Source organism: Kineosporia babensis, from assembly GCF_021129305.1.
Lineage (GTDB): Bacteria > Actinomycetota > Actinomycetes > Actinomycetales > Kineosporiaceae > Kineosporia > Kineosporia babensis.
Window position 1 is genome coordinate 282,950 of record NZ_JAJOMB010000006.1, and the last position, 22,551, is coordinate 305,500.

At 70.1% G+C, this 22,551-nt stretch carries 16 protein-coding genes; 10 read left to right on the plus strand and 6 right to left on the minus strand.

Annotated features, from left to right (window positions below):
- The 6 genes from LR394_RS14075 to LR394_RS14100 all read left to right on the plus strand — a co-directional run bounded on the left by LR394_RS14075 (position 1) and on the right by LR394_RS14100 (position 10,635).
- Positions 1 to 3,390, plus strand: a complete 3,390-nt coding sequence (locus LR394_RS14075; RefSeq protein WP_231441843.1) for a hypothetical protein — start codon at positions 1 to 3, stop codon at positions 3,388 to 3,390.
- The gene (locus LR394_RS14080) at positions 3,387 to 4,424 is read left to right on the plus strand and encodes a hypothetical protein (protein WP_231441845.1); all 1,038 of its coding nucleotides are present in this window, start codon (positions 3,387 to 3,389) and stop codon (positions 4,422 to 4,424) included. Before LR394_RS14075 ends, LR394_RS14080 begins: the two co-directional genes overlap by 4 nt.
- The gene (locus tag LR394_RS14085) at positions 4,414 to 6,252 is read left to right on the plus strand and encodes a protein kinase family protein (protein WP_231441847.1); all 1,839 of its coding nucleotides are present in this window, start codon (positions 4,414 to 4,416) and stop codon (positions 6,250 to 6,252) included. The genes LR394_RS14080 and LR394_RS14085 overlap by 11 nt, the downstream gene beginning before the upstream one ends.
- A complete protein-coding gene (locus LR394_RS14090) occupies positions 6,249 to 7,031 on the plus strand; it encodes a vWA domain-containing protein (protein ID WP_231441849.1) in 783 nt (260 codons plus the stop codon). The genes LR394_RS14085 and LR394_RS14090 overlap by 4 nt, the downstream gene beginning before the upstream one ends.
- On the plus strand, positions 7,028 to 7,702 hold the full coding sequence (locus tag LR394_RS14095) for a protein phosphatase 2C domain-containing protein (RefSeq protein ID WP_231441851.1): 675 nt from the start codon (positions 7,028 to 7,030) through the stop codon (positions 7,700 to 7,702). The genes LR394_RS14090 and LR394_RS14095 overlap by 4 nt, the downstream gene beginning before the upstream one ends.
- A gap of 107 nt (positions 7,703 to 7,809) precedes the next feature.
- The gene (locus tag LR394_RS14100) at positions 7,810 to 10,635 is read left to right on the plus strand and encodes a TIM-barrel domain-containing protein (protein WP_231441854.1); all 2,826 of its coding nucleotides are present in this window, start codon (positions 7,810 to 7,812) and stop codon (positions 10,633 to 10,635) included.
- Here LR394_RS14100 and LR394_RS14105 read toward each other — a convergent pair whose 3' ends face one another.
- Positions 10,636 to 12,054: a Gfo/Idh/MocA family protein gene (locus tag LR394_RS14105; RefSeq protein ID WP_231441856.1), complete on the minus strand. Its 1,419-nt coding sequence runs from the start codon at positions 12,052 to 12,054 to the stop codon at positions 10,636 to 10,638.
- Positions 12,055 to 12,068: 14 nt separating this feature from the next.
- Positions 12,069 to 13,472, minus strand: a complete 1,404-nt coding sequence (uxaC, locus tag LR394_RS14110; RefSeq protein ID WP_231441858.1) for a glucuronate isomerase — start codon at positions 13,470 to 13,472, stop codon at positions 12,069 to 12,071.
- Between the two features lie 84 nt (positions 13,473 to 13,556).
- On the opposite strand from uxaC, the gene LR394_RS14115 reads away from it, so the two are divergent.
- The 4 genes from LR394_RS14115 (at position 13,557) to LR394_RS14130 (ending at position 18,213) form a co-directional block, all read left to right on the plus strand.
- Positions 13,557 to 14,573 carry a LacI family DNA-binding transcriptional regulator gene (locus LR394_RS14115; protein ID WP_231441860.1) on the plus strand — a complete coding sequence of 339 codons (1,017 nt, stop codon included), beginning with the start codon at positions 13,557 to 13,559 and terminating at the stop codon, positions 14,571 to 14,573.
- A complete protein-coding gene (locus LR394_RS14120; protein WP_231441861.1) occupies positions 14,570 to 16,087 on the plus strand; it encodes a UxaA family hydrolase in 1,518 nt (505 codons plus the stop codon). Before LR394_RS14115 ends, LR394_RS14120 begins: the two co-directional genes overlap by 4 nt.
- On the plus strand, positions 16,084 to 17,409 hold the full coding sequence (locus LR394_RS14125) for a mannitol dehydrogenase family protein (protein WP_231441863.1): 1,326 nt from the start codon (positions 16,084 to 16,086) through the stop codon (positions 17,407 to 17,409). The genes LR394_RS14120 and LR394_RS14125 overlap by 4 nt, the downstream gene beginning before the upstream one ends.
- A gap of 120 nt (positions 17,410 to 17,529) precedes the next feature.
- Positions 17,530 to 18,213 carry a Crp/Fnr family transcriptional regulator gene (locus tag LR394_RS14130; protein ID WP_231441866.1) on the plus strand — a complete coding sequence of 228 codons (684 nt, stop codon included), beginning with the start codon at positions 17,530 to 17,532 and terminating at the stop codon, positions 18,211 to 18,213.
- 16 nt (positions 18,214 to 18,229) lie between these two features.
- Here the strand turns inward: LR394_RS14130 and LR394_RS14135 are convergent, their stop codons facing one another.
- Genes LR394_RS14135 through LR394_RS14150 form a run of 4 tightly spaced genes read right to left on the minus strand, consistent with a single transcriptional unit; the run spans position 18,230 to position 22,540 of the window.
- Positions 18,230 to 18,736: a hypothetical protein gene (locus LR394_RS14135; protein ID WP_231441868.1), complete on the minus strand. Its 507-nt coding sequence runs from the start codon at positions 18,734 to 18,736 to the stop codon at positions 18,230 to 18,232.
- A 9-nt stretch (positions 18,737 to 18,745) separates the two neighbouring features.
- Positions 18,746 to 19,615, minus strand: coding sequence for a hypothetical protein (locus LR394_RS14140; RefSeq protein ID WP_231441870.1), 870 nt, complete (start codon positions 19,613 to 19,615; stop codon positions 18,746 to 18,748).
- On the minus strand, positions 19,615 to 21,786 hold the full coding sequence (locus LR394_RS14145; protein WP_231441872.1) for a hypothetical protein: 2,172 nt from the start codon (positions 21,784 to 21,786) through the stop codon (positions 19,615 to 19,617). Before LR394_RS14145 ends, LR394_RS14140 begins: the two co-directional genes overlap by 1 nt.
- The gene (locus LR394_RS14150; protein ID WP_231441874.1) at positions 21,779 to 22,540 is read right to left on the minus strand and encodes a hypothetical protein; all 762 of its coding nucleotides are present in this window, start codon (positions 22,538 to 22,540) and stop codon (positions 21,779 to 21,781) included. Before LR394_RS14150 ends, LR394_RS14145 begins: the two co-directional genes overlap by 8 nt.
- Positions 22,541 to 22,551 lie beyond the last annotated feature (11 nt).

A 22,551-nucleotide genomic window follows, 5' to 3' on the forward strand; every position in this document is an offset into this window, starting at 1 on the left:
ATGGCGCTGGAGATCGGTTTCAGTTCCCCGAACCTGTCGGCCGGTTCGGACCCGCAGCAGGGTCTGCAGCTTCCGATGATCGCGGGCCGAGTGTGCCTGCCCGACCTGACCCTGACCACCACCGACGGCCGGGCCGCCTACCTGGACCACCTGGCGGTGACCGGCGCCGGAGAATCGGCGACGGCGACCGCCCTGGCCGAGTCGTGGCAGGCCTCGGACCGGGCGATCAACCCGGTGCTCAGGATCCCGGCCACCTGGACGGCGGTGGCCGGGCCCGGGCCGGTCGAGCTGAGCATCGTGGTCAGTTACCGGGAGCAGGACATCGCGGGCAACTGGCTGCGTCCGGAGATGACCCCACCGGCCCGGCGCACCGTGCGGGTCGCCTGGGGACCGGGTGGCGCAGCGGGGAAACCGGCCACTCCTGAACCCGCCGAGGCCACAACCGCAACCCAGAACGAAACCGCAGCCTCGGAGCCGGAATCGGTACCGGACCCGTCCGTCGGCACTGCTCGGCCCTCCACCGAGGTGCACCACGGCATCGCTGCGATCGACTTCGGAACCACGGCCTGCACGGTCACCTTGTGGGACGAGCAGCACGCCCGGCAGCCGGTGCTCCCGGAAAGCCAGGCCCAACTGCTGCGGGACGAGACGATCGCCCTGCTGAGCGCGAAGGGCCCGCTGACCCTGAACGGGGCGTGGGAACAGCTCACGCAGCGGGTGGCGGCCACGGTTCAGCCGTCCGGTGGCGATCTGCAGTCCCTGGTCGCTGCCCTGAGCCGCGGCACCACCAGCAACAGCAACCTGCTCCAGGAGACGTTGAAGGCACTGGAGAGCCAGAGCCAGTACACCGCCCGCCCGTCTCTGCGGGCCTGGCTGACCGAGTCGCTGCACCGGATGTACGCCCAGACCTTGGCCGCCCCGGCGCCGGAACACTGGCAGCTGTGGCTGGTCCCGTTCGGGGTCAAGGACGAACCGCAGGTGCCGGCCACGGTCAGCGTCAGCCGCACCAGCAAGAAGGTGGAGCAGGTCGGGCAGCCGATCGACGACCCGGACGGCGAGAAGGTGGTGCTGCCCAGCCTGAAACGGCACTTCGGCCGGGACGAGGCCCGCGAGGTAGCCGAGCTCGGCCTGGCCACAGACGAGGTCATCGCCGAGGCGATCGGCTGGCTGATCGGCCGGACCAACGAGTTCATCCTGGGTACCGAGGGGCTGGACCATCACCGGCTGAACCGGGTGGTGTGCACCTACCCCACCGCGATGCCCGGCGCGGCCCGGCGCCGGCTGCAGCAGCTCGTCGCCTCCGCCGCCGGGGTGAACGAGGTGAACATCCGCTACGACGAGGCGATCGCGGCCGGGTTCTACTTCCTGATGCGCGACATCGGCAGCGATCGGGAGCTCGGGATCGAGGCGTTGTGGGCCCGGATGCGCCCCACCGAGAACCCGGGCGTCCGGACCGAGAACCTGCTGGTGGTGGACATCGGCGGCGGCACCACCGACATCGCCCTTTTCACGATGAACCTCCAGGACGCCACCCCGCACCTGGCCGATGTGCCGCCGCACCGCAGCGGCCGGTACTACCGGATCAGCCCCGAGCTGCGCGGCAGCAACGGCTGGGCCAACCGGGGCGGGGACTACCTGACGTTGTGCGTCTTCCACCTGCTTAAGGCCACCGTCGCGGATGCTCTGCTGCGCAGCTACCCGCAGGAGGCCACCGACGCCGGGCACTGGCTGGACGAGCGGATGAAGCAGCTGTCCAAGATTGGCGAGTGGTGGGACGACCAGAGCAGCCGCTACCGGCCGGGCTCCCTGATCGAGGCCGAGTTCACACATCTGAAGGACAACCTCTGGAAGAAAGGTTCCATCACCGGGCCTGCGCATCGTGCCGTGGTCGAGCAGGTGGTGCCGACCCGGTGGCGCGACGCGTCCGAGGAGCCTGCGGCCCAGAGGCGCCGCTCGGCCTTCAACCAACTCTGGCGACTGGCCGAGGCAGCCAAGATCGGTCCTCTGGGGAACGGCCGTGACTACACCGTGCCGCAGCCTGAACTGGCCTCGCTGATAGGGTTTCTGACCGGCCAGACGCTTACCGCCGACGTCGGCCGGCTGCGGACGGAGCCGCTGGGTGCCACCACCTTCGCCGAGGTCGCCGGCGTACTGCTGAAGAAGCTGGCGAATCTGGCCGCCGCGCTGGTGAACGGGCGGTTCGAGGGCAGTCCGCAGCGGATCGACCGGCTGGTGTTGACCGGCCGGGCCAGCAGCCTGGACCTGGTCCGCGAGGTGTTCGGCGAGGTCTTCGCCGAGAGTGCGGCCCGGCACGGCCTCATCGAGTGGGACCCGACCGCGCTGCAGGTGGACCAGCGCGGAGCCAAGAGCGCCACCTCGATCGGGGCAGTCTGGGCCGAGCGGATGCGGTTGCTCAGCCGCCGTCCGGAGAACGCCGAGGACGTGGCCCGGGCCGGGAACCTGGAGATCCGGGTCGAGGTCGACAATGTGTTCCAGACTCTGCCGGCCACCTTCACCGTGACCCGCAGCAGTTCCTACGAAACGGTTTTCCAGGCGAACCAGGAGTTCGAGGTGGAGTCCGGTGACCGGCGCCGCCTGGAGTACCCGCTCAAAAGCGTGCCCCGGGTCCTGAACATCCACCGGAAGATCGACGGGGACGACCCGATGTTGTGGGGATCCTTCGACCCTGCACAGACGGCCCGGAACGAAGGATACGAGCCGGCCATTCCTTCGCCCGATGCCAAAGAGTCCGATGACCTCTGGCTGGCCCGGATCCAGTCCAGAGTGGAGATCAACCCGCACCTCGAACTCACCCTGCACCTGTGGAACGTCGGCGACAACCCGGCGCTGAGCGGGCCGGCCCAGGTGGTCGACGGGCCGGCCACACCGCTGACGGCCGAGAAACCCACGAACCTGCTGGATCTGGCCCGGCGCCTGAGGGTGCGGATCGGGAACGCCGACGACCGTCTCGGGCGGGTGGTGTTCCCCGGTGACGGCGAGCTGACCTGGACTCACGTGTTCGCCGAGTCCGAGAACCCCAAGTCGCCGCTGCGGCGGGGTCTGGTGAGCTCGCAGCCGCTGCCCAGGGCCGGCTCCGAGGGCTGGCAGTTCTTCCTGACCTCGCTCGCGGACCGTGAGCCAGGGCAGCCCGGCGAACGAGTGGACGAGCGGGTCGCCTCACCCGCGGTCGCCGTACTGAACGGGGCCACCGGCTGGTACGCCAGCCTGGACGAGGCCGGGCAGTTGCGGGTGCATCCCGGGAAGCCGCGCTACCTGAAGGCCTCCAGTCTTCGCGAGATGGACGACAACCCCGGCGCGGTCTTCTCCACCCCGATGAGTGCCCGGGGCGGCGAGGACGAGTCCTCCGACCCGTTCAACGGTCTGCAATGAGCACGTCCGGGTTGTCGCTGGAGGAGGCCCTGAGAGATCTGCTGTTCCAGCAGGACCTGCGGGTGGGCGTGGTGGTGCGCAGCCATCTGGTCGGGCTGCGCGCCGCCCTCGCCGAAGAGGCTTTGCCGCCTGCTCATCCGAGCCGGGACGCCCTGGACACAGTGCAGCGGGAACTGGCGAAACTGCTCGGGTTGCCCTCGGGCAACAGGGTAAGGGTCGGGCCACCCCCGGAACCCGCAGAGAGCCCCGTAGGCCAGCCGTTCGACCCACCACCACCGCTGCCGACCCAGCCGATTCAACCTGTCCCGAGCGTCCCGCCCGGTGTGCTGGCCCTGCGCCAGTCAGCAGCCGAGGCCGAACGTCTGCGCGCCGACATCCCCTCCTCCGGACCCTGGACCGACATCCCCAGCCTGGACGAGCGTCTGGCGATCGTGGCGGCGCAGCCGGAAGGCGCGCCCGGGCTGCGGTTGTCTCCTGACGCTGCGATCCCCGGCGACATCGCCGACACCTTGCAGCTACGGCCCGGAGACTACGGCCCGGACCACCGCCTGGCCGTGGCCGGCGCCCAGCTCCTCGCCCTCGCCCCGCTCGATCCGGACCTGCGCGACCACCTGCCGTCGTCACCGACGTCATCCGCCCGAAACCCGGCCCGTCCGGCCGACCTGGCCGCTCTACGGGCCGATCTGATGGCCCGCCTGTACGAGTACGCGGCCCAGACCGAACCCCAGGCGAAGCTGCTGGGCATGCTCCGCGTGGCCGAGGCTCTGAGCTCGGTGCGGCATAACTTCACCCCGCCGGACGACAGCTGGTGGTCGGCCTGGCACCGGCGGGTCCAGGACGAGGTCTACGAGTTCTCCCGGCACGTGAGCGGCGCCCAGCTGACCGTGCTGTCCGGGCCGTACCAGAGCATCAAGGACCAGACCGACAACGACGCCCTGGTCAGCGGCCCGCGCGGCACCGTCTACGCCTGCCTGCGGATGTGGGCCAGGATCGGCGAGAAAACCTATCCAGGGCGGGTTCTCGTTGCCGGATGAACACCGGCGACTGAGCGCGCACCAGTATCTGGCCGCCCTGAAAGACCCGGCCGGAGCCTTCACCGATGCCCGGCTGCGCACCGCCCGCCCCGTGCGCGGAACCCGCAACCAGCCGGTCCAGCGCCTGGGACAGCACGCCGTCGTCTACCGGCTGAAAGTACCGGACGGGACGCAGTACGCCCTGCGCTGCTTCTTCCGGCCCAGCGACGCGCACCAGGACCGCTACCGGATCCAGGCCCGGCTGAAGCACAGCCATCAGGCCCGGCAGGTACCGGAACTGACGGTCTGGGAGTACCTGCCGCAGGGCATGACGGTCGAGAACGAGCCCACCCCGGTCCTGCTCGGGCCCTGGCGCAGCGGGGTCAGCCTGGACACCGCGATCCAGCAACGCCTGGACCAGCCGCAGCAACTGCGCATCATCGAGGCCCGCTGGGTGGACCTGATCCGGCGTCTGGACAGTTCCGGCATCGTCCACGGCGACCTGCAGCACGGCAACGTCCTGGTCGATCCGGCCGTGGACGGGTCCGGCCTGTACTTGGTCGATCCGGACAGCCTGTGGACGCCGGCGCTGGCCCGGGTGCCGCCCCCGGCCGAGGCCGGGCATCCGAACTACCGTCATCCGCAGGCCTCCGTGGCCCAGTGGGGGCCCGGCGGCGACCGCTTCAGCAGCCACGTGATCGACCTGTCGCTGCTTGCCCTGGCCGCGCAGCCGCACCTGTGGGAGAGGTACCACGACGACCACAATCTGATCTTCACCGCCGAGGACCTGCAGGCCCCCGGAACCACCCGGCTGTGGCGGGAACTGTCCGACTCGCCCGACCGGACGGTCCGGGAACGAGCAGCCCGGCTGGCCGAGTTGTGCCGGGCCTCGGCCCAGAAACTCCCGCTGCTGATCAGCACCGTCAAACCGGTCGAGCAACCGCCCGTCACGGTGAACGCCACCCCACCACCCGCACCACCGCAACCGGTTCCGAAGACCCAGCCCGAACGTCCTCAAGTCAAAAGCCCACCCGTCGAATCCCCGCCCCCAGCGGCCATCGCCCGCCCCACCCATCTGATCCTGCTCCTCGTCCTGGCCATCGGCCTCGACCTGCAGCAGTACGCCTCCGAGGACCTCGCACCCGGAGCGCCGGGCGTCGTGCGAGCCACCGCCGACGGACTCTGGATCGTCAGCCTGGCCGGAATCCTGATCTGGCCACGCGCCCGGCCGGTGCTGGCCGCGCTGGCAGGTGGGGCCGCCTTCGCCCTCGTCGTGATGAGCGTGGGCTGGTTCGCCGTCGTGCTGCCGCTGCTGGATCCGGACGAGATCGCCCAGGGAGAAGAGTTCTACGCCGGGGCAGCGGTCTGCTACCTGATCGCGCTCGCAAGTTTCTTCCTGGTCTGGAAACACGCCCCGCAGCGTCCGGCCGAGCGCAGCGTCACCCGGCTGTATCTGGCCGGGGCAGTAAGCATTCTGCTGGCCGAAGGGCTCCTGCTCGACCAAGGAGCCGACGTCGTCCACGGCGGATGGCACACCCCGCTGGGCTACCCCTCCGGCGTACACCCCGTAGCCCAGGTGATCGGGGTCAGCGCGGTGGTGGGCGCCGTGCTGATGCTGTTCGCCCTCGCCGCTCTGGTCCGGCGCAGCCTGGCCTGGCTGATCGCGATGACCACCGTCCTCGCGACCCGTCTGGTGGTCACGGAAGACCACTGGGAATGGCGGGAACTGGCCGACCCGTGGGACCGGATCGCCCCACTGGCCTACTGGGTGGCGATAGCCGCCTTCGTCCTGTGCGCAGTGACCGTTCCGCTGGCCCGCCGCAGCGCCGAACCTCAAGGAGCACCGTGACCTACACCCGAAGGATGAGCACCCGCTACCCCGGCTGCGTCGTCGTCCTGATCGACCAGTCCGCCTCGATGGCCGAGGACATCGCCGGGCACACCGGAATCACCCGTGCCCAGGCGGTGGCCTCGGCGGCCGACGGCCTGCTGGACGAACTCGTGCAGCGCTGCGTCAAGGACGACGACCAGGTCAAACCCTGGTGCGACGTGGCGGTGCTGGGCTACGGCGGCCAGGGAATCGTCTCGATGTTCCCGCCCGGCTTCGTCTCCACCTCCGAACTCGACCGGTTCGCCCTGCCCAGCGCAACGGCCCAGGACGAGTTCGACACCGGGATGCACTGGATCAAGCCGATGTTCGACGGGCACACCCCGATGGCCGAGGCGCTGCAGCGGGCACACCAGATGATCCGGGGCTGGATCCAGAAGCACCCGGACTCGTTCCCGCCGGTCGTCCTCAACGTGACCGACGGCATGGCCAACACCGCCGATCCGCACGAGCCCGCCGCCGCCCTGCGCCGGCTCGGCACCAGCGACGGAAACGCCCTGCTGTTCAACCTGCACCTGTCCAGCAGCCAGGCGCAGCGCGTCGAGTACCCGGCCACCACACCGGTTCTGGAGGACAAGTACGCCGCCGCGCTGTTCGACATGTCCAGCGAGATCCCACCCCAGCTGGTCGAGACCTCGCGCTTTCCGCTGCAGCCCGGCGCTCGCGGGTTCGTGTTCAACGGTGGTGCCGCGGCGCTGCTGCACTTCTTCATGTGGGGAACGCCGGTCGGTGCGCTGTGACGTTCCCGATCGCTGAGCTGATTTCCCTTCCCCGGCGACACGGTTCATCGCCCGATGGGGAAGATGCCGGCGGTTTCGACGAGGTTCGCGGCCGGTTCGTGCTCAGCGACGGCGCAGGGTCGGCCTTCTCGGCCCGGACCTGGGCGCGGACACTGGTGCGGCACTTCATCAACGATCCGGAGGCCGGCTGGCACGAGCAGGCGGTGGCGTCCTGGCGGGCCGGCCTGACCCTGCGTACTCCTCGTACTCGCCGGGCGGCCGAGCAGGGCAGCGCCGCGACTCTGGTCGGTCTAGCCATGGCGGACGGGGTGGGCTGGCAGGCGACAGCGGTGGGCGATTCCTGTCTGTACGTTCTCCGCGCTGAGAACAACCTGTTGCCAGAGGCTTTCCCGATCGCCTGGGGAGACCGGTTTCCGGCTGCTCCCGAGCTGTGGACGACCGGTCGGCCTCCGCGCCTGGCCCGGCTCGCCGGTACTGCGGCCCCCGGCGACGTCCTGATTCTGGCCACCGACGCGGTGGCCCGCTGGGCGTCCGCCGGTCCGCCCTCGATCTGGCGCTGGCTGGCCACGACCGAAACGGAGCAACTGTCGGCGACGCTGGCCAAGTACCGGGACGAGAGCGAGATCGAGGACGACGACCTGTCGGTCCTGATCGTCCGGCCGCCTCTCTAACACCTGTCCGATATGTGATTTTTGTACACCTATCGACATCGTTGCCGCACCGGGTAAGAATGGCGGGCGCCACTGCGACGTCATCGGCGAGCGAAAGGTGGGCAACGATGCCCGGTTCCCGAACGCTGAGGAAAGTGCTGGTCATCGCCCTGGCGGTGGTGCTGTCGACGGTGGCTCTGGTGCCCTCGGCACAGGCTGCGGGACCGGCCCCGGCCGGGCGGTCGCAGGTGGTCTCCGGCCCGGCTCGCTTCCAGGTGCTCTCGCCCACCCTGATCCGGACCGAGTACGCCGGCGACCAGAAGTTCGTGGACGCCGGAACGTTCAACGTGGTGGGCCGTGACTCGTTCGGCCCACCCCGCTTCACCACCCGCACGTCCAAGGGCTGGCTGAGCATCGACACCGGAAAGCTCCTGCTGCGCTACAAGATCGGTTCCGGCCGCTTCGCCGACGACAACCTGCAGATCAGCCTGAAGGCCGGGCCGCAGTCGGTAGAGGCTGCTCCGTGGGCCGGGCAGGGCGTGGTGGCCTGCGACTTCGGCAAGCTGTGCGAGGCCGAGAAGCTGGACCTGGACGGGCTGGCCCTGGCGACGAACCATTCCGGCTACACCGGGGGTGGTTTCGTGGCCGGATACGAAGGCTCCGGCAATGCTCTGCGGTTCTCGGTGGCGGCGCCGTCGGCCGGGACGTTCCAGTTGGCCGTGCGGTACGCGAATGCGCAGGGCGGCGACGGGCAGAGCACCGAGCGGACCTTGCGCGCGGTGGTGGACGGGGACGCGGGCCGTCAGTTCACGCTGCCGCCCACCGGCTCGTGGAGCACCTGGTCGGTGGTCAACGTGCCGCTCGAGCTTCCGGCCGGCCAGCACGAGGTGAAGATTGTTCGGGGACCGGCCGAGTCGGGGAACCTGAACATCGACAGTCTCGCGGTGCAGCCGACCGGGGCGGCCTACCCGTCGCCGTCAGTGCCAGAACCACAGCCCTGCTCATTCGGAGACGTCTGTGAGGCCGAGCGCGGTGAACTCGCCGGCGGCGCGAAATCGGCAGACGACCACAACGGCGCCTCAGCAGGAAGTTTCGTGGCCGGGCTGGAGAAGATCGGCGCCGTGGGCACCCTGACCGTGACCGACGTGCCCAAGGCCGGCTCGTACTGGATCCAGGTGCGTTACGCCAACGGCAAGGCCGGTTCGCAACCCGTCCAGTCACGCGAGCTGAGCGTGCAGGCCGGGGGCGGGCCGACGTCCATCATTGATCTGAAGCCGACCAGTGGATGGGACTACTGGCGCACCGTGGCGGCGCCGGTCCGGCTGGCCGCCGGGACGAACCAGGTGAAGCTCGGCTGCCCGACCGAAGCCAGCTGCCACGTCAACCTCGACACCGTCGCCTTCACCAAGGCCAAGACGCCGCTGCTGGCCCCGCACGCCCCGCTGGGCGGCTACCGGCGCGGCCTGGACGGCGTCGACGGGGTGGCCCGGACGACGCCGGGCCTGCTGTTCCAGGACGGCTGGTCGCTGCTCGACGACACGGCATCGGCGCTTTGGCAGCCGAAGACGAAGAAGGTCACTCAGCGCGCGGCGGTCAGCGGCGGCTACCAGGACGGTTACGTCTTCGGCTACGGGCAGGACTACGACACCGCCCTCAGCGACCTGTCCCGGCTCACCGGGCCCACGCTGCTGCTGCCCAAGTGGGCCTACGGAGTCTGGTACGCCGAGTACTACGACCGCACGGCCGCCGACTTCCAGGACGTGATCGTGCCCCGCTTCAAGGCCGAGGGCGTGCCACTGGACGTGCTGGTGGTGGACACCGACTACAAGACGCCGGACCTGTGGAACGGCTGGTCGATCGACACCACGAAGTTCCCCGACCCCAAGGGCTTCTTCGACTGGGCCAAGCAGCAGGGCCTGCACACCACCCTGAACATCCATCCCAGCATCATGGGCAACGACCCGCTGTTCCCGGCCGCGCAGGAACGGGCCAAGGGCAAGCTGTCCCGTAGTGGCTGCAACGGCGGCCCGGACTGCTACACCTTCGACTGGGGCGATCCGGACCAGCTCGCGGCCTACCTGAACCTGCACGATGAGATGGAGAGCTACGGCGTCGACTTCTGGTGGCTGGACTGGTGCTGCGACGCCTCCCGTTCCACGCTGCCGGGCGTGACCCCGGACGCCTGGATCAACCAGCAGTACGCCGAGCGCAACGGTTTCGCGTTCAGCCGGGCCTACGGCTCGCTGCAGGCCGGTGGGTACGGCAACCCCGCGCCGGTGCCGACCGGACCGTGGGCCGACAAGCGCACCACGCTGCACTTCACCGGCGACACCATCTCCACCTGGGCGTCGTTGCAGGCCCAGGTGGGTCATGCCCCGGCCGAGGGCGCGGCCACCGGGCTGGCGGCCGTCAGTCACGACATCGGTGGGCACACCGGAGGACTGCAGGAGCCCGGGTCCGAGCCCGGCAGCACGAAACTGCCGGACGACCTGTACGCCCGCTGGGTGCAGCTGGGCACCTTCCAGCCGATCGACCGGCTGCACTCCAACCACAGCGACCGGCTGCCCTGGCAGTACGGCCCCGCCGCGGAGGCATCGGCCAAGAAGTTCCTGAAGCTGCGCCGCACTCTGCTGCCCTACACCTACAAGGCGGCGCAGGAGGCCACCCGTACCGGCACCCCGATCACGCGTCCGCTGTACCTCGCGTACCCGAAGGAGCAGGAGGCGTACGCCACGGCTGGATCCCAGTACCTCTACGGGCCGGACCTTCTCGTCGCTCCCGCCACCAGCCCGGGAACCAGCGCCACCACCTCGGTCTGGTTCCCGCCGGGCAGCACCTGGATCGACGGGTTCACCGGCAAGAAGTACCGCGGGGGCACCACCGCCGAGATCACCACCACCCTGGACACCATGCCGGTGTTCGTCCGTTCCGGAGCCCGGGTGCCCGGGTTCTGATCAGGTCAGGTCCACTCCCAGACCGAGGTCCGCCACGTCCACCGGCATCCGGCTGACCAGCGAGCGGTTGGCGGCGATCCCCACCGCCACCGCCCGCACCCCGTCCAGGTATCCGGCGGCCCGACTCAGGGGGTCGTCGCCGAGGCGAAGGTCGCGGCGGAAGACGTCTTTCAGCAGAATGGCGTCACCGCCGCCGTGCCCGCCGATGCCGGCGGGAATCGGGTACTCCTGGGCCCGGCCCCAATGCCGCTGCACCAGAAGACGATCGCGTTGCGGGCGCTGGTCGTCCGTGGAATCGGCGTGGGTGGCCGAGGGGTCGAGGACCACCTGACCCTGCTCGTCCAGGTCGATGAAACCGCGCTCGACCACGTCGAGTTCGGCCCGCCCCTCGGTGCCGTTGACCGTGACCCGGTAGCCCTCCCAGGGGGAGTGGGCGTTGAGCGAGTACGTCATGGTGGCGCCGCCCGCGTACTCCACCAGCAGCGACATGTTGTCCTCGATGGTGACGCCGGGGGCGAACGGATCCTGGTCGCGCCGGTAGCCGTCGTAGTGCTCGGAGTCGAGGTAGAGGGCCTTGAGGCGGGGGTCCTGGCGCAGGTCCAGGGCGAACGGGTCGCCGGCTACTCCGGTGCCGCGCTCCGGGCGCTCACCCAGACCGCGCTGGGCGGCGGCCTCGGCGCCGTAGAACTTCAGTCCGCCCAACGCGAAAACCCTTGCGGGGGAGTCTCCCAGCCACCAGTTGACCAGATCGAAGTGGTGACTGGACTTGTGGATCAGCAGGCCGCCGGAGTTGGCCTTGTCGCGGTGCCAGCGGCGGAAGTAGTCGGCGCCGTGCATGGTGTCCAGCACCCACTCGAAGTGCACGCTGGTGACCTGCCCGATCCGGCCGGACGTGATCACCTCGCGCAGGCTCGAATTGCGCGGTGCATAGCGGTAGTTGAACGTCATCACCACGTCGCGGCCGGTCTCGGCGACCGCATCGGTGATCAGCCGGCAGCCCTCGGCCGTGGTGGTCAGCGGCTTCTCCACCACCGCGTCGGCGCCGGCCCGCAGCGCCCGGTCCACCAGTTCGGCGTGGTGCACGTCGGGGGAGGTGACGATGACGACGTCCACCCGGTTCTCCTTGACCATCAGCTCAAGGTCCTTGGGGGCGTAACGGGGCAGGCCCAGTGAGCCGTCGTAGTAGTCGATGCGCCCCGGGTTCGGGTCGCACCAGGCCACGATCTCGCCGACGTCGGCGTGCTCGCCGCGCAGCGCGTCGATGTACATGCCGGCGCGGTGGCCGGTTCCGACAACGGAGTAGCGGCGGCGCGGGCGGCCCTCGGGCACCGGCGCGAACTCGGGAATCACGCTGGGGGAGGCGCTGGGGCCGGCCTTGGCCGGCGGGGCGGTGGGGTTCTGGTCGATCGGGCTGCTCACCGGAGACTCCTGATTCAGCTGCGTGCGTAGGCGATCTTGGGCAGGTTGTAGGCGAGATCGACGGCCGTCTCGGCGGCTTCGTCCTCGGTCAGCCGGTGCTCGGCGACCAGGGCGGCGAGGTAGCCGGCGTCGATCCGGCGGGACAGGTCGTGCCGGGCCGGGATGGAGGCGTAGGCGCGGGTGTCGTCCACGAAGCCGGAGGTGTTGTAGAAACCGGCTGTCTCGGTGGCGCTCTCGCGGAATCGGCGCATCGCGTGGGGGCTGTCCAGGAACCACCAGGGGGCGCCTAGACGCACGGACGAGTACACGCCGGCCAGCGGGGCGAGCTCCCGGCTGTAGCTGGTCTCGTCGATGGTGAACAGGATCAGCCGCAGGCGTGGATCCATCCCGAACTCCTCGAGCAACGGCCTCAGTCCGCGGGTGAATTCGATGCCCACCGGGATGTCCCAGCCGCGGTCCGGGCCGAAGGCGGCGGCCGAGGTGCTGTGGTGGTCGCGCAGGACGCCCGGGTGCAGTTGCATGACCAGGCCGTCCTCGGTGGACATCCGGGCCATCACGTGCAGCATGTGGCCGGCGAACGCGGCGGCGGCTGTCTCGCTCACCTTCCCGGTCAGAGCGTCCTGGTAGATGGAGGACGCTTGCGGCTGGCTCAGCGGGGTGGTGTCGGCGAGGTAGTGGCCATGGTCGGTGGCCAGCGCGCCGGCCTCGATGAACGCGGCCCGGCGCTGACGGAGGGCGGCCAGGTAGCCGGTGTAGTCGCCGGTGTCGATACCGGAGACCTGGCTCAAGGTGGCGACGTCCGTGGCCCAGGAGGGGCGGCTCAGATGGGTGAGGGCGTCGGGACGGAACGTCGGGATCACCCGCTGCCCGTAGCCGTCGGCCGCCAGTTTGGCGTGGTGTTCCAGCTGCGCGGTGGCCGGGTCGGTGGTGGCCAGGAGCTCGATGTCGAAGCGGTCGAGCAGGGCCCGGGGCCGGAACGACGGGCGGCTCAGGACCGCCGAGATCTGCTCGTACAGCTCGTCGGCGGTCTCGGCCGAGGGAACGGTGCTGACCCCGAAGACCTCCACGAGCTCGTGCTCCAGCCAGTAGCGCGAGGGAGTGCCGCGGAACAGGTGCCAGTGCCGGCAGAAGGTGCGCCAGATCTCGCGCGGCCCGGCCGCGGGCTGCCCGACGCCCAGCGCCTGGGGCGAGACGCCCTGCGAGTAGAGCATCCGGGTGACGTAGTGATCGGGGGTGACCAGCAGCGCGGCCGGATCGCCGAACGGTGAGTCGTCGGCCAGGGCCTGGGCCTCGACGTGGCCGTGCATCGAGACGATCGGCAGCCCCGAGGTCTGCGCGTAGATCCGGCGGGCCAGCTCCCGCACGGCCGGATCGGTGGGCAGCGCGCGGTCGGGATGCAACGTCAGCGTTGTCGGCATGTGCAAACCTTTGCATCTGAAACGCTTCTGTCAAGCCTCGTTCCGATCCTGCAAACCTTTGCAGAGTGGGCCAGGTGCGGCATGATGCCGGGAGGAGGTGAGGCGATGGCGGTGACGCTGCGCGATGTGGCGCTGGCTGCGGGGGTCTCGCCCTCCACGGTCTCCCGGGCGCTGACCGTGCCGGAGAAGGTGGACGAGCGCACCCGCGAGCGCATCCTCACCCTGGCCGCCGAGCTCGGCTACCGGCCCAACCGGGCGGCCCGCGGCCTGATCACCGGCCGCACCGGCAACCTCGGGCTGCTGGTGCCGGACCTGGCCAACCCGTTCTTCCCCGGCCTGGTCAAGGCGATCCAGGCCCGCGCGCTGGAGTCGGACTACCAGGTGTTCGTGGTGGACACCGACGAGGACGTCGCGCTCGAGCCGGAGCTGATCCGGCAGCTGGCCAAGCAGGTGGACGGGCTGCTGCTGTGCTCGCCCCGGATGCGCCCGGCCACGCTGCGCGAGGCCACCGAGGCCACGCCCACGGTGCTGGTCAACCGGGCGCTGGCCCGGGTCTCCTCGGTGACCTTCGAGAACGGTGAGGGTACGAGCGCGCTGATCCGGCACCTGGCCGGTCTGGGGCACCGCCGGATCGGGTTCGTCGGTGGTCCGGCGGGCAGCTGGTCGGGGGCCCAGCGGCTGCGGGGGGTGCGCACCGCCTGTGCTACGGCGGGACTTCTCCTGCACGAACTGGGCCAGGTGGCGCCGACCTTCGAGGGTGGCACGTCAGCCCTGGAGCTGGTGCTGCGAGCGCCGGTCACCGCCGTGGTCGCGTACAACGACCTGGTGGCGATCGGCCTGAGCCAGGCCCTGGCCGAGCGGTCGATCGAGGTGCCGGGCCGGATCAGTGTGGCCGGCTTCGACGACATCCCGATGGCCGGGATGATCCGGCCCTCGCTGACCACCGTGGCCATGCCGCTGGCCCGGGCCGGGTCGGCCGCGGTCGATCTGCTGCTGCGACACCTCGGTGAACCCGAACCCCGGGTCCGCCAGATCCAGGTCCCGACCGCTCTGCGGGTGCGCGGATCGACCGGCCCGTCCCTCGGATTGGATGAATCATGAGCCTTCTGCTGCGCCTGGCCGCCGACGACGATGTTGCGATCGTGCGTCGCGCTGTGGCTGCCGGTGATGCGCTGAGCCCCGGACTGGTTGCGCTGGAGGAGATTCCGGCCGGTCACAAGGCCGTGCTGCGGGATCTGCCGGCCGCCGCCGAGGTGCGCAAGTACGGTCAGGTGATCGGGGTGACCACCCGGGCGGTGCGGGCGGGCGAGCATCTGCACACCCAGAATCTGGCCTTCGTCGACGGCGGGGCCTCGGCCTCCACGGCGATCGGGCACGGTTCGGTCCTGGAGTTGCCGGCGGATCTGCGCCGCACCTTCATGGGGTATCACCGGGCCGACGGCCGGGTCGGTACCCGTAACAGCATTGCGGTGCTCACCACGGTGAACTGCTCGGCCGGGGTGGCCAAGGCGATCGCCCGGCGCACCGACGACGCGGTGCGGGAAGAGACCGGCGGACGAGTGGACGGGGTGGTCGCCCTCACCCACGGCACCGGTTGTGGAATGGCGAACAGCGGCCCGGGCTGGGACATCCTGCGCCGCACCCTGACCGGGTACGCCCGGCACCCCAACATCGGCGGGCTGGTGGTGGTCGGGCTCGGCTGCGAGATCAATGAGATGACGGGGGTGCTGGCCGATCTGGATCTGTCACCGGAGGTTCCCCTCGTCTCATACACGATTCAGGACGCCGGGGGCACCAAGGCCGCGGTGGCGAAGGGTGTCGAGGTGGTCCGGGAGATGGCTGAGTCCCTGGCCGGTCAGGAACGGCGTGAGGCCGGGGTCGATCAGCTGATTCTGGGCCTGCAGTGCGGAGGTTCGGACGGCTGGTCCGGGCTGACCGCCAACCCGGCGCTCGGGGTGGCCAGCGACCTGTTGGTGGCGGCCGGGGGCAGCAGCATCCTGGGCGAGACCCCGGAGATCTACGGCGCGGAGGTGCTGCTGATGCGCCGGGCGCTGTCCGGGCAGGTGGCCCAGGAGGTGCGGGACCGGATCGAGTGGTGGCGCGAGTACACCGCCTCGCTCGGCACCTCTTTGGACGGAAACCCGTCCCCGGGCAACAAGGCCGGGGGCATCACCACCATCCTGGAGAAGTCGCTGGGCGCGGTGGCCAAGGCCGGTCACAGCCCGCTGTCGGCGGTGGTCGGGTACGCGCAACCGGTGCCGACGCCTGGCCTGACGTTCATGGACACCCCCGGCTACGACCCGGTTTCGGTGACCGGGATGGTCGCCGGCGGGGCGAACGTCCTGTGTTTCACGACCGGCCGCGGTTCGGTTCTGGGAAGCCGTCCGGCGCCCACCCTGAAACTTGCCACCAATCGTCAGCTGGCCCGGTCGATGGCCGACGACATCGACATCGACTGCTCGGGCATCGTCGAGGAGGGCATCGACGTGGCCGCGATCGGCCGCCAGATCTACGACCGGGTGCTCGAGGTTGCCTCCGGAGAACTCACCCGCAGCGAGGAACTCGGCGCGGGGCAGGAAGAGATCGTGCCCTGGCAGATCGGAGCCGTACTGTGAAACGCCTTTCCTCGGAGACTTTGACCGGCGCCCAGAGATCTTTCGGCCCGGACGTCCCGGTGCAGATCGTGCACCTGGGCATCGGTGCCTTCCACCGCGCCCATCAGGCCGTCTACACCCAGCAGGCCGGAGCGGGGGAGTGGGGCATCTGCGGAGTGACGCAGCGCTCGGCCACGGTTGCCGAGCAGTTGCGCCCGCAGGACGGCCTGTACTCGGTGCTGACCCGGGGCGCCGACGAGCAGCGCCTCGACGTCGTCGACGTGGTGCGGGACGTGGTGGACGGCAGCGCGGAACCCGAGCGGCTCACCGCCCGGCTGGCCGATCCCGAGGTCAAGGTCGTGACGCTGACGATCACCGAGAAGGGCTACCGGCTGGGCCCGGGCGGGGCTCTGGACCGGCTGATCGCCGGCCTGGCCGCCCGGCAGGCGGGTTCCGGCGCACCGCTGAGCGTGCTCTCGTGCGACAACCTCAACGGCAACGGCGAGGTGCTGCGCGACCTGGTCCTGGCCCACAGCCCGGGTGATCTGGCCGACTGGGTGCTGCGGAACGTGAGCTTCCCCAGTTCGATGGTCGACCGGATCGTCCCGGCCACCACCGACGCCGACCGGGAACAGGCCGCCGCCCAGCTCGGTGCGCACGATGCTGCGCTGGTGGTCGCGGAACCGTTCCGGCAGTGGGTGATCCAGGACGACTTTGCCGCCGGGCGGCCTGCCTGGGAGAACGCCGGTGCCGAGATCGTTGCGGACGTGGCACCTTACGAGCGGCGAAAACTGCGGGTCCTGAACGGCGCGCACTCGTTGCTGGCCTATCTCGGGGCGCTGGCCGGCCACCAGACCATCGCCCAGGCCGCGTCCGACGAGGTGCTGGCGCAGGCCGCCTGGCGGCTGATCGAGCAGGACGTGGCGCCCACCCTGGCCGAGGACGGGCTGGAGGTGCTGGGATACGGCAAGGTCGTTCTGGACCGGTTCCGTAATCCGGCCCTGCCGCACCGCACCACGCAGGTCGCCATGGACGGCAGCCTGAAACTCGGCCCGCGCCTGCTGGGCACGATCCGGGACGCCCGCGCGAGCGGAAGGCTGCCCGAGTCAGCGCTGCTGGGGGTGGCGGCCTGGATGGCCTACGTCGAGGCCACCACCACCGACGGCGACCTTCCCCTCGACGACCCGCACGCCGACGTCCTCAGTTCGGCCGTGAAGTCCGGGGACGTGGTGGACTCGCTGCTGGCCGTGGACCAGGTGTTCGGCCCCGATCTGCGTGAGGACACGGCCGTGCGGTCGGCCTTGACCGACCTGCTGCCGCTGGCCCGGAGCTTCCGCCGCTAAAGGTTCCGGGAGCGACAGGAGGGGCGGACGGGATCAGCGTTTGCGGTGATCGGTGACGTCCGGGTCACAGATGGCAAACAGGGCTCGGACGGTGCTGCCCCGGTGCGTATGGTCGTGGTCATGTCGCAGGAGGCGATCTGGCCGGCGAAGAGTTTTCTGGGGCGCCTGCCGGGGGAGATGCGTAACTCGATCCTGTCCCGGGGGCATGCCCGGCACTACGAGGACGGGCAGGAGGCGATCGTCGAGGGCACCGAGTCGCCCTTCGTGCTGATCGTCCTGTCCGGCTGGTTCAAGATCGTCGCGACCATGCAGACCGGTAAGGAGGCGCTGGTCGCGGTCCGGGCCGGCGGGGACCTGATCGGCGAGCTCGGGGTCATGGAGGACACTCCGCGGGTGGCCACGGTGCGGGCCAGCGGGCCGGTGGACGTGCGGGTGATCAGCCGGCTCGACTTCCGCGAGCTGCTGGCCGAGATGTCCGAGGTCGCGGCGGCGGTGAGCGGGGTGATCGCGAGCCGGCTGCGGGTGGCCACGCGCCGGCAGGTCGAGTTCACCACCTGCCCCAGCGATGTCCGGGTGGCCCGGATCCTGCTGGAGCTGATGGTGGCGCACGGCCGGCCGGTCCGCGGCGGAGTGATGATCGACGTCGCGCTCACCCAGCCGGAACTGGCCGGGCTCTCCGGCTGCACCGAGCCGACCGTGCACCGGGTCCTGACCGTGCTGCGCCGGCAGAAGGTGGTGGAGACCGGCTACAAGCGGGTGGTGGTGCTCAACGAGGACGAGCTGGCCCGGCGCGCCGAGGGCTGAGCCCGGCCATCAGTTCTCACCACGCCAGGACGGCCAGAGCGAGGGCGGGGAGTGCGGCCAGGCCGAAGAGGGCCAGACCGGCGTTCAGATAACGGTTCTTGGTCACCGCGATCCGGGCGATCAGTTCGGAGACCGCCCAGACCTCGGCGGCCAGCACCTGCGGATCGTGCAGGGTCGGGGGTGTGCCGAGCGCGGCCACTCCCGGGTAGGAGAAGCGGTTGGCGGTGCGCGCGTGCGGCATCCGGGGCCGCAGCGCCTGCCCCAGACAGACCGCCGAACCGGCGGCCAGAAGGAACAGCAACCCGCCGAAGATCCAGGTGAGCACTCCGCGTCCGCCGCCCCCGACGTCCTTCAATTGGCCGCCCTGACTGATCAGGACGCTGAACACCCCGGCCTCGATCGCCGCGAGAATGTTGGCTTTGCCGTCGGCCTGCTGCACGGTCTGCTGAAAATGGTTGAGCGCGGCCAGCGCCACTTCCAGGTGGGACTGGCCGGTGAGCTCCTCGGCCACGGTGTCGGTCATGCCTTCCTCCTACGCGTAGTCCTGGTCGTACGGCTCGTCCTCCGGCGGCGGAGGCGGGCCCGGCCGGGAGGAACCGTTCAGCTGCGCCGGGGGTGGTCCCTCGTCGGCCGACAGAGCGCTCAGGTCACCGAGCAGACGCTGGCGGACGGCGGCCAGGTCCACATCCTGCAGACCGTTGTTGCTCTGCAGCAGGCGCAGCAGCTCCAGCCGGGTGTCCCGGTCGATCTGCCGGTTCTTGGACACCAGGTCGATCACGGCCCGGGAGTCGCCCGGGTTGTTGGCGATGTGCACGGCCAGGCCCGAGGGGTCACCCCTCATCGCCAGGTTCACCGCTTCCACCTTGCGCGCGCCGATCTCGTCCTCGACCATCTGCTGACCGAGGCGGGAATCGATCGTCAGCATGACGAAACAGGTCTGGATGGTGATGCCCTCGGGCATCCGGCCGGTGCGGGCCCCGAACCGCGCGTTGATCGCGGCCGTCGCCTCGTGCGCCTGGTGCGCCTCGAACTGTGATGACAACGGCCACATCAGCGATCGCAGCCGCTCGGTCAGGAACTGCTGGCCGTCGCCGAGGTTCTGCGAGACGGCCAGGCCGGGCCGGTCGACGAACCAGCTCACGTTCACCTCGGCGCCGAAGAAGAACGCACTCCTCAGCGCGGCCAGCTGGTAGTAGAACGTGGAGCGCTTGACCGTCACGTCGACCAGGTACCGGCGCCGGATGGTCAGCCGCTCCGACATCGAAGGGGTGCGGCCCTCGGCCACGACAGAACCGTCGCCGCTCGCGTAGACCACCGTATGGCCGGGCACCGCCGGGCCCAGAGCCAGGCCGTTCACCGATTCCTCGCGCACCAGAGGCAGACTCCGCGGGGGCTCGTGCATCATGCCGCTATCTCCTTCTCCACCCAGGCCCCCAGATGGGGTGCCGTGCCGTCGGTTCCGTTCCAGCTGCGGGCGGTGGCCCGCAGGATCTGCCGGGTCCGGGGGTCGAACGCGACCTGCTGCAGCATCCGCTGCATCTCCCGTCGGGCCTGCGGATCTGCGTCGCACAACCGGGCCCAGTAGGTCAGCACGCTGCGGGCCCGGGTACTCAGGTCGGAGTTCAGGGTGTGCCACCAGAGCCAGACGATCTGATGGCGCCGGGTGCTGTCGGCGATGGTCAGCTGCAGCAGCGTCGGCCACCGGCCGTCCCCGTCGCTCACCAGGTCCCAGGCGATCAGCAGGAAGAAGAACCGGCCGGTCCAGGCCATGTCGTCCTTGCGCAGGTTGGCCCACTGGTACATCTGGTTCACGACCTCGCCGAAGTACAGCTGGGGGTCGTGCACCACCAGGGTGGCCAGGCCGTCGGCCACCTCCCGGCGGACCGCGTACGACTCGTCGCGGGCCAGCCGCAGCAGCGCGGCCGGCAAGAGCTCGTCCCGCTCGATCAGCGCGGGCGCCTCGTCCCGAACGGCGCCCAGCGCGTAGATGCGCGCGGCGGTGCAGCGCAGGTTCGGATCATCGGCCCGCTCCCACTCCTCGGTCATCAGCCGCAGGGCCGGGCGCATCTGGGCATCCCGGGCGGCGAAGGTCAGGGCGGTGGCGGCGGCATCACGCAACCGTTCGTGCTGCGACTTGGCCCAGTTCAGCAGCAGCAAGCCGTACATGTGGTCGAAGGCCTGCACGGTCAGGGCCCCGACGGCGGTAGCCGCCCGGGAACGGATCCCGGCCGCCGCCCGCGCGCCGAGATGGTCCAGCCAGTGCACCAGCGCGATCCGGCTCTCCCGGTACTCCGTCCACACATGCAGGAACAGGCGGGGACCGAAATCCGCCTGGGCGTAACGGATCACCTCGATGTCGACCTTGCCGTAGCGGGTCCAGAACAGAGCCGGCTCGATCACCGCACCCAGTTGCTGCATCTCCCGCCGCCGGGAGGTGCCGAACGGATCGGCCGGGCGCTCGCGGCGGTCGCGGTCCGACCGGAACGGGTCGAGCTCGCCGAGCAGCCGGGTGGCGGCGTCGGCGATCACCTCGTGCGGCTGCCCCTGCAGCACGGCCAGAGCGATGGCCAGGCAGCGGGTACGCAGATCGGGCAGTTCGGCGAACCAGTCGGCGACGTCGGACTCCCCTCGGCCCTTCAGGGACGGTTCGAGCAGGGCCCGCAGCGAGGGCGCCTCGGGTGAGCACCGGGCCAGCTGATCGGCGATCTCACTCGCGGTGGCCAGCCGGGTCTGCGGTCCGAGGTGATCGGCGACGATGCCGGCCAGGTCGGGGTGAGCCAGCAGGCCGGGCAAGCGGTCTCGGCCCACCGCCCCCAGCCGGTGTTTGAGGACGGCGGTGAGCACCTCCATCCGCTGCGGGCCGGGCCCGAAGTCGACGTGCCCGACGAGCGGGCCGGACTGGGGCAGCCGGGACAGGTTGCTGACGGTGATCACCAGGCGGATCTTGCGGTCGCGCAGCTGGACGGCGAGCGCATCGAGGTCGAACGCGCGCATCGGGGCCGCCGGGGACTCGCCCGGTTCCTCGCTGAGGATCAGCGCGGCACAGGTCTCGGGCAGGTCGCCGACGGACAGGTCGCCGAGCCGGGTGGCCGGGTCGAGTTTGTGGATCTGCTCGGGCTCGGACCGGTTGAGCGCATGGACGGCCGCGGCGGTGCGCCCGCTGCCCAGCGGGCCGGTGACCACCGTGATCGGGAACTCCTGTACGGCCTGGCTCAGCCGGGTCGCGCCGGGACTGCCGACGAAAGCCAGAACAGAGACTTCTCTTTCGTCGTCCGACAGTTCGTAGAGCCGGATCCTGGTGTCGTGACGGCCGGTGATGACCGTGACGTTCTTGTCCCGGCCGACGTAGTCGTTACCGACGTAGCGGTGCCAGGCCCGGCCGGCCTCCTGGCGCTGGTGTTCGTTGTCGGTCTTCTGTCCGGGTGAGTGGGTGCTGTCCTCGCTGAAGGCCTTGTCGAAGCTGTTCTTCTCGGCCGGTTTCGGCTTCTCGGCGGCGGCCGGGGCCTGGGCCTCGGGTTCTTTGGCCGGCGCGGGCTGGGGTTGTGCCGGCTTCTCGGAGTCGTTGTCAGCCATGGAAGGTCGCGTTGGCACCGCTGGAATGAATCGTGGTGTTCTTGTCCCGCGCTATGTAATCTCTGCCGACGCTGACGTGAGTCGGCGGGTGATCGGCCTCGGGCTCGGCCGGCGTGGGAAGAGGCGGATCGGGTAGGGCCGAATCCATCGGCAGGGAAGGTGTTTCCAGGCCGGGCAGCTGGACGTGCACCGTGCCGCTGCGCTCCTTGGCCTGGAACGGCGCCGACCGGAAGCTGTGCAGATCGGACCGGCCGGACTTCTCGAGCTTGTGGTACCAGTCGTCCGGGATCCCCAGGACCAGGTAGGCCTCGGGCACCTCGGTGAGAAGAGCTCGTAGCAGCGGCAGGTCGACGATCCGGCAGGCCTCGTCGATCGGGTCCCCGGACCAGCCGTCGAAGCCCTGGCCCGGCTGGTCCCGGCTGATCTCGCCGATGTTCAGGGCCAGCCGCAGCCGGATCGTGTGCGCCGCCGAGGCCCCCAGCGCGTGCAACCGCAGCTGCTCCCGCAGGGTGAGTGCGAACCGGGCGGTGAGCTGGTCCCGGGTGGTGGTGGCCTCGAGCAGCACGGCGGCCCCGTCGCCCCGGTCGATGATGTCGATCAATTGCTTCCCCGGATCGATTCCGGAATCGCCGAGAGCGGCCAGAAGGATGTCCTTCAATGATCGGCGCAGCATTCTCTTGACGAAGTCGGTTCGGGCGCTCGAGGCTTCGATGTCGACCACGGCGATGAATGCCGTGCGCGTGGTTTCGGGCATGCTGATCCATT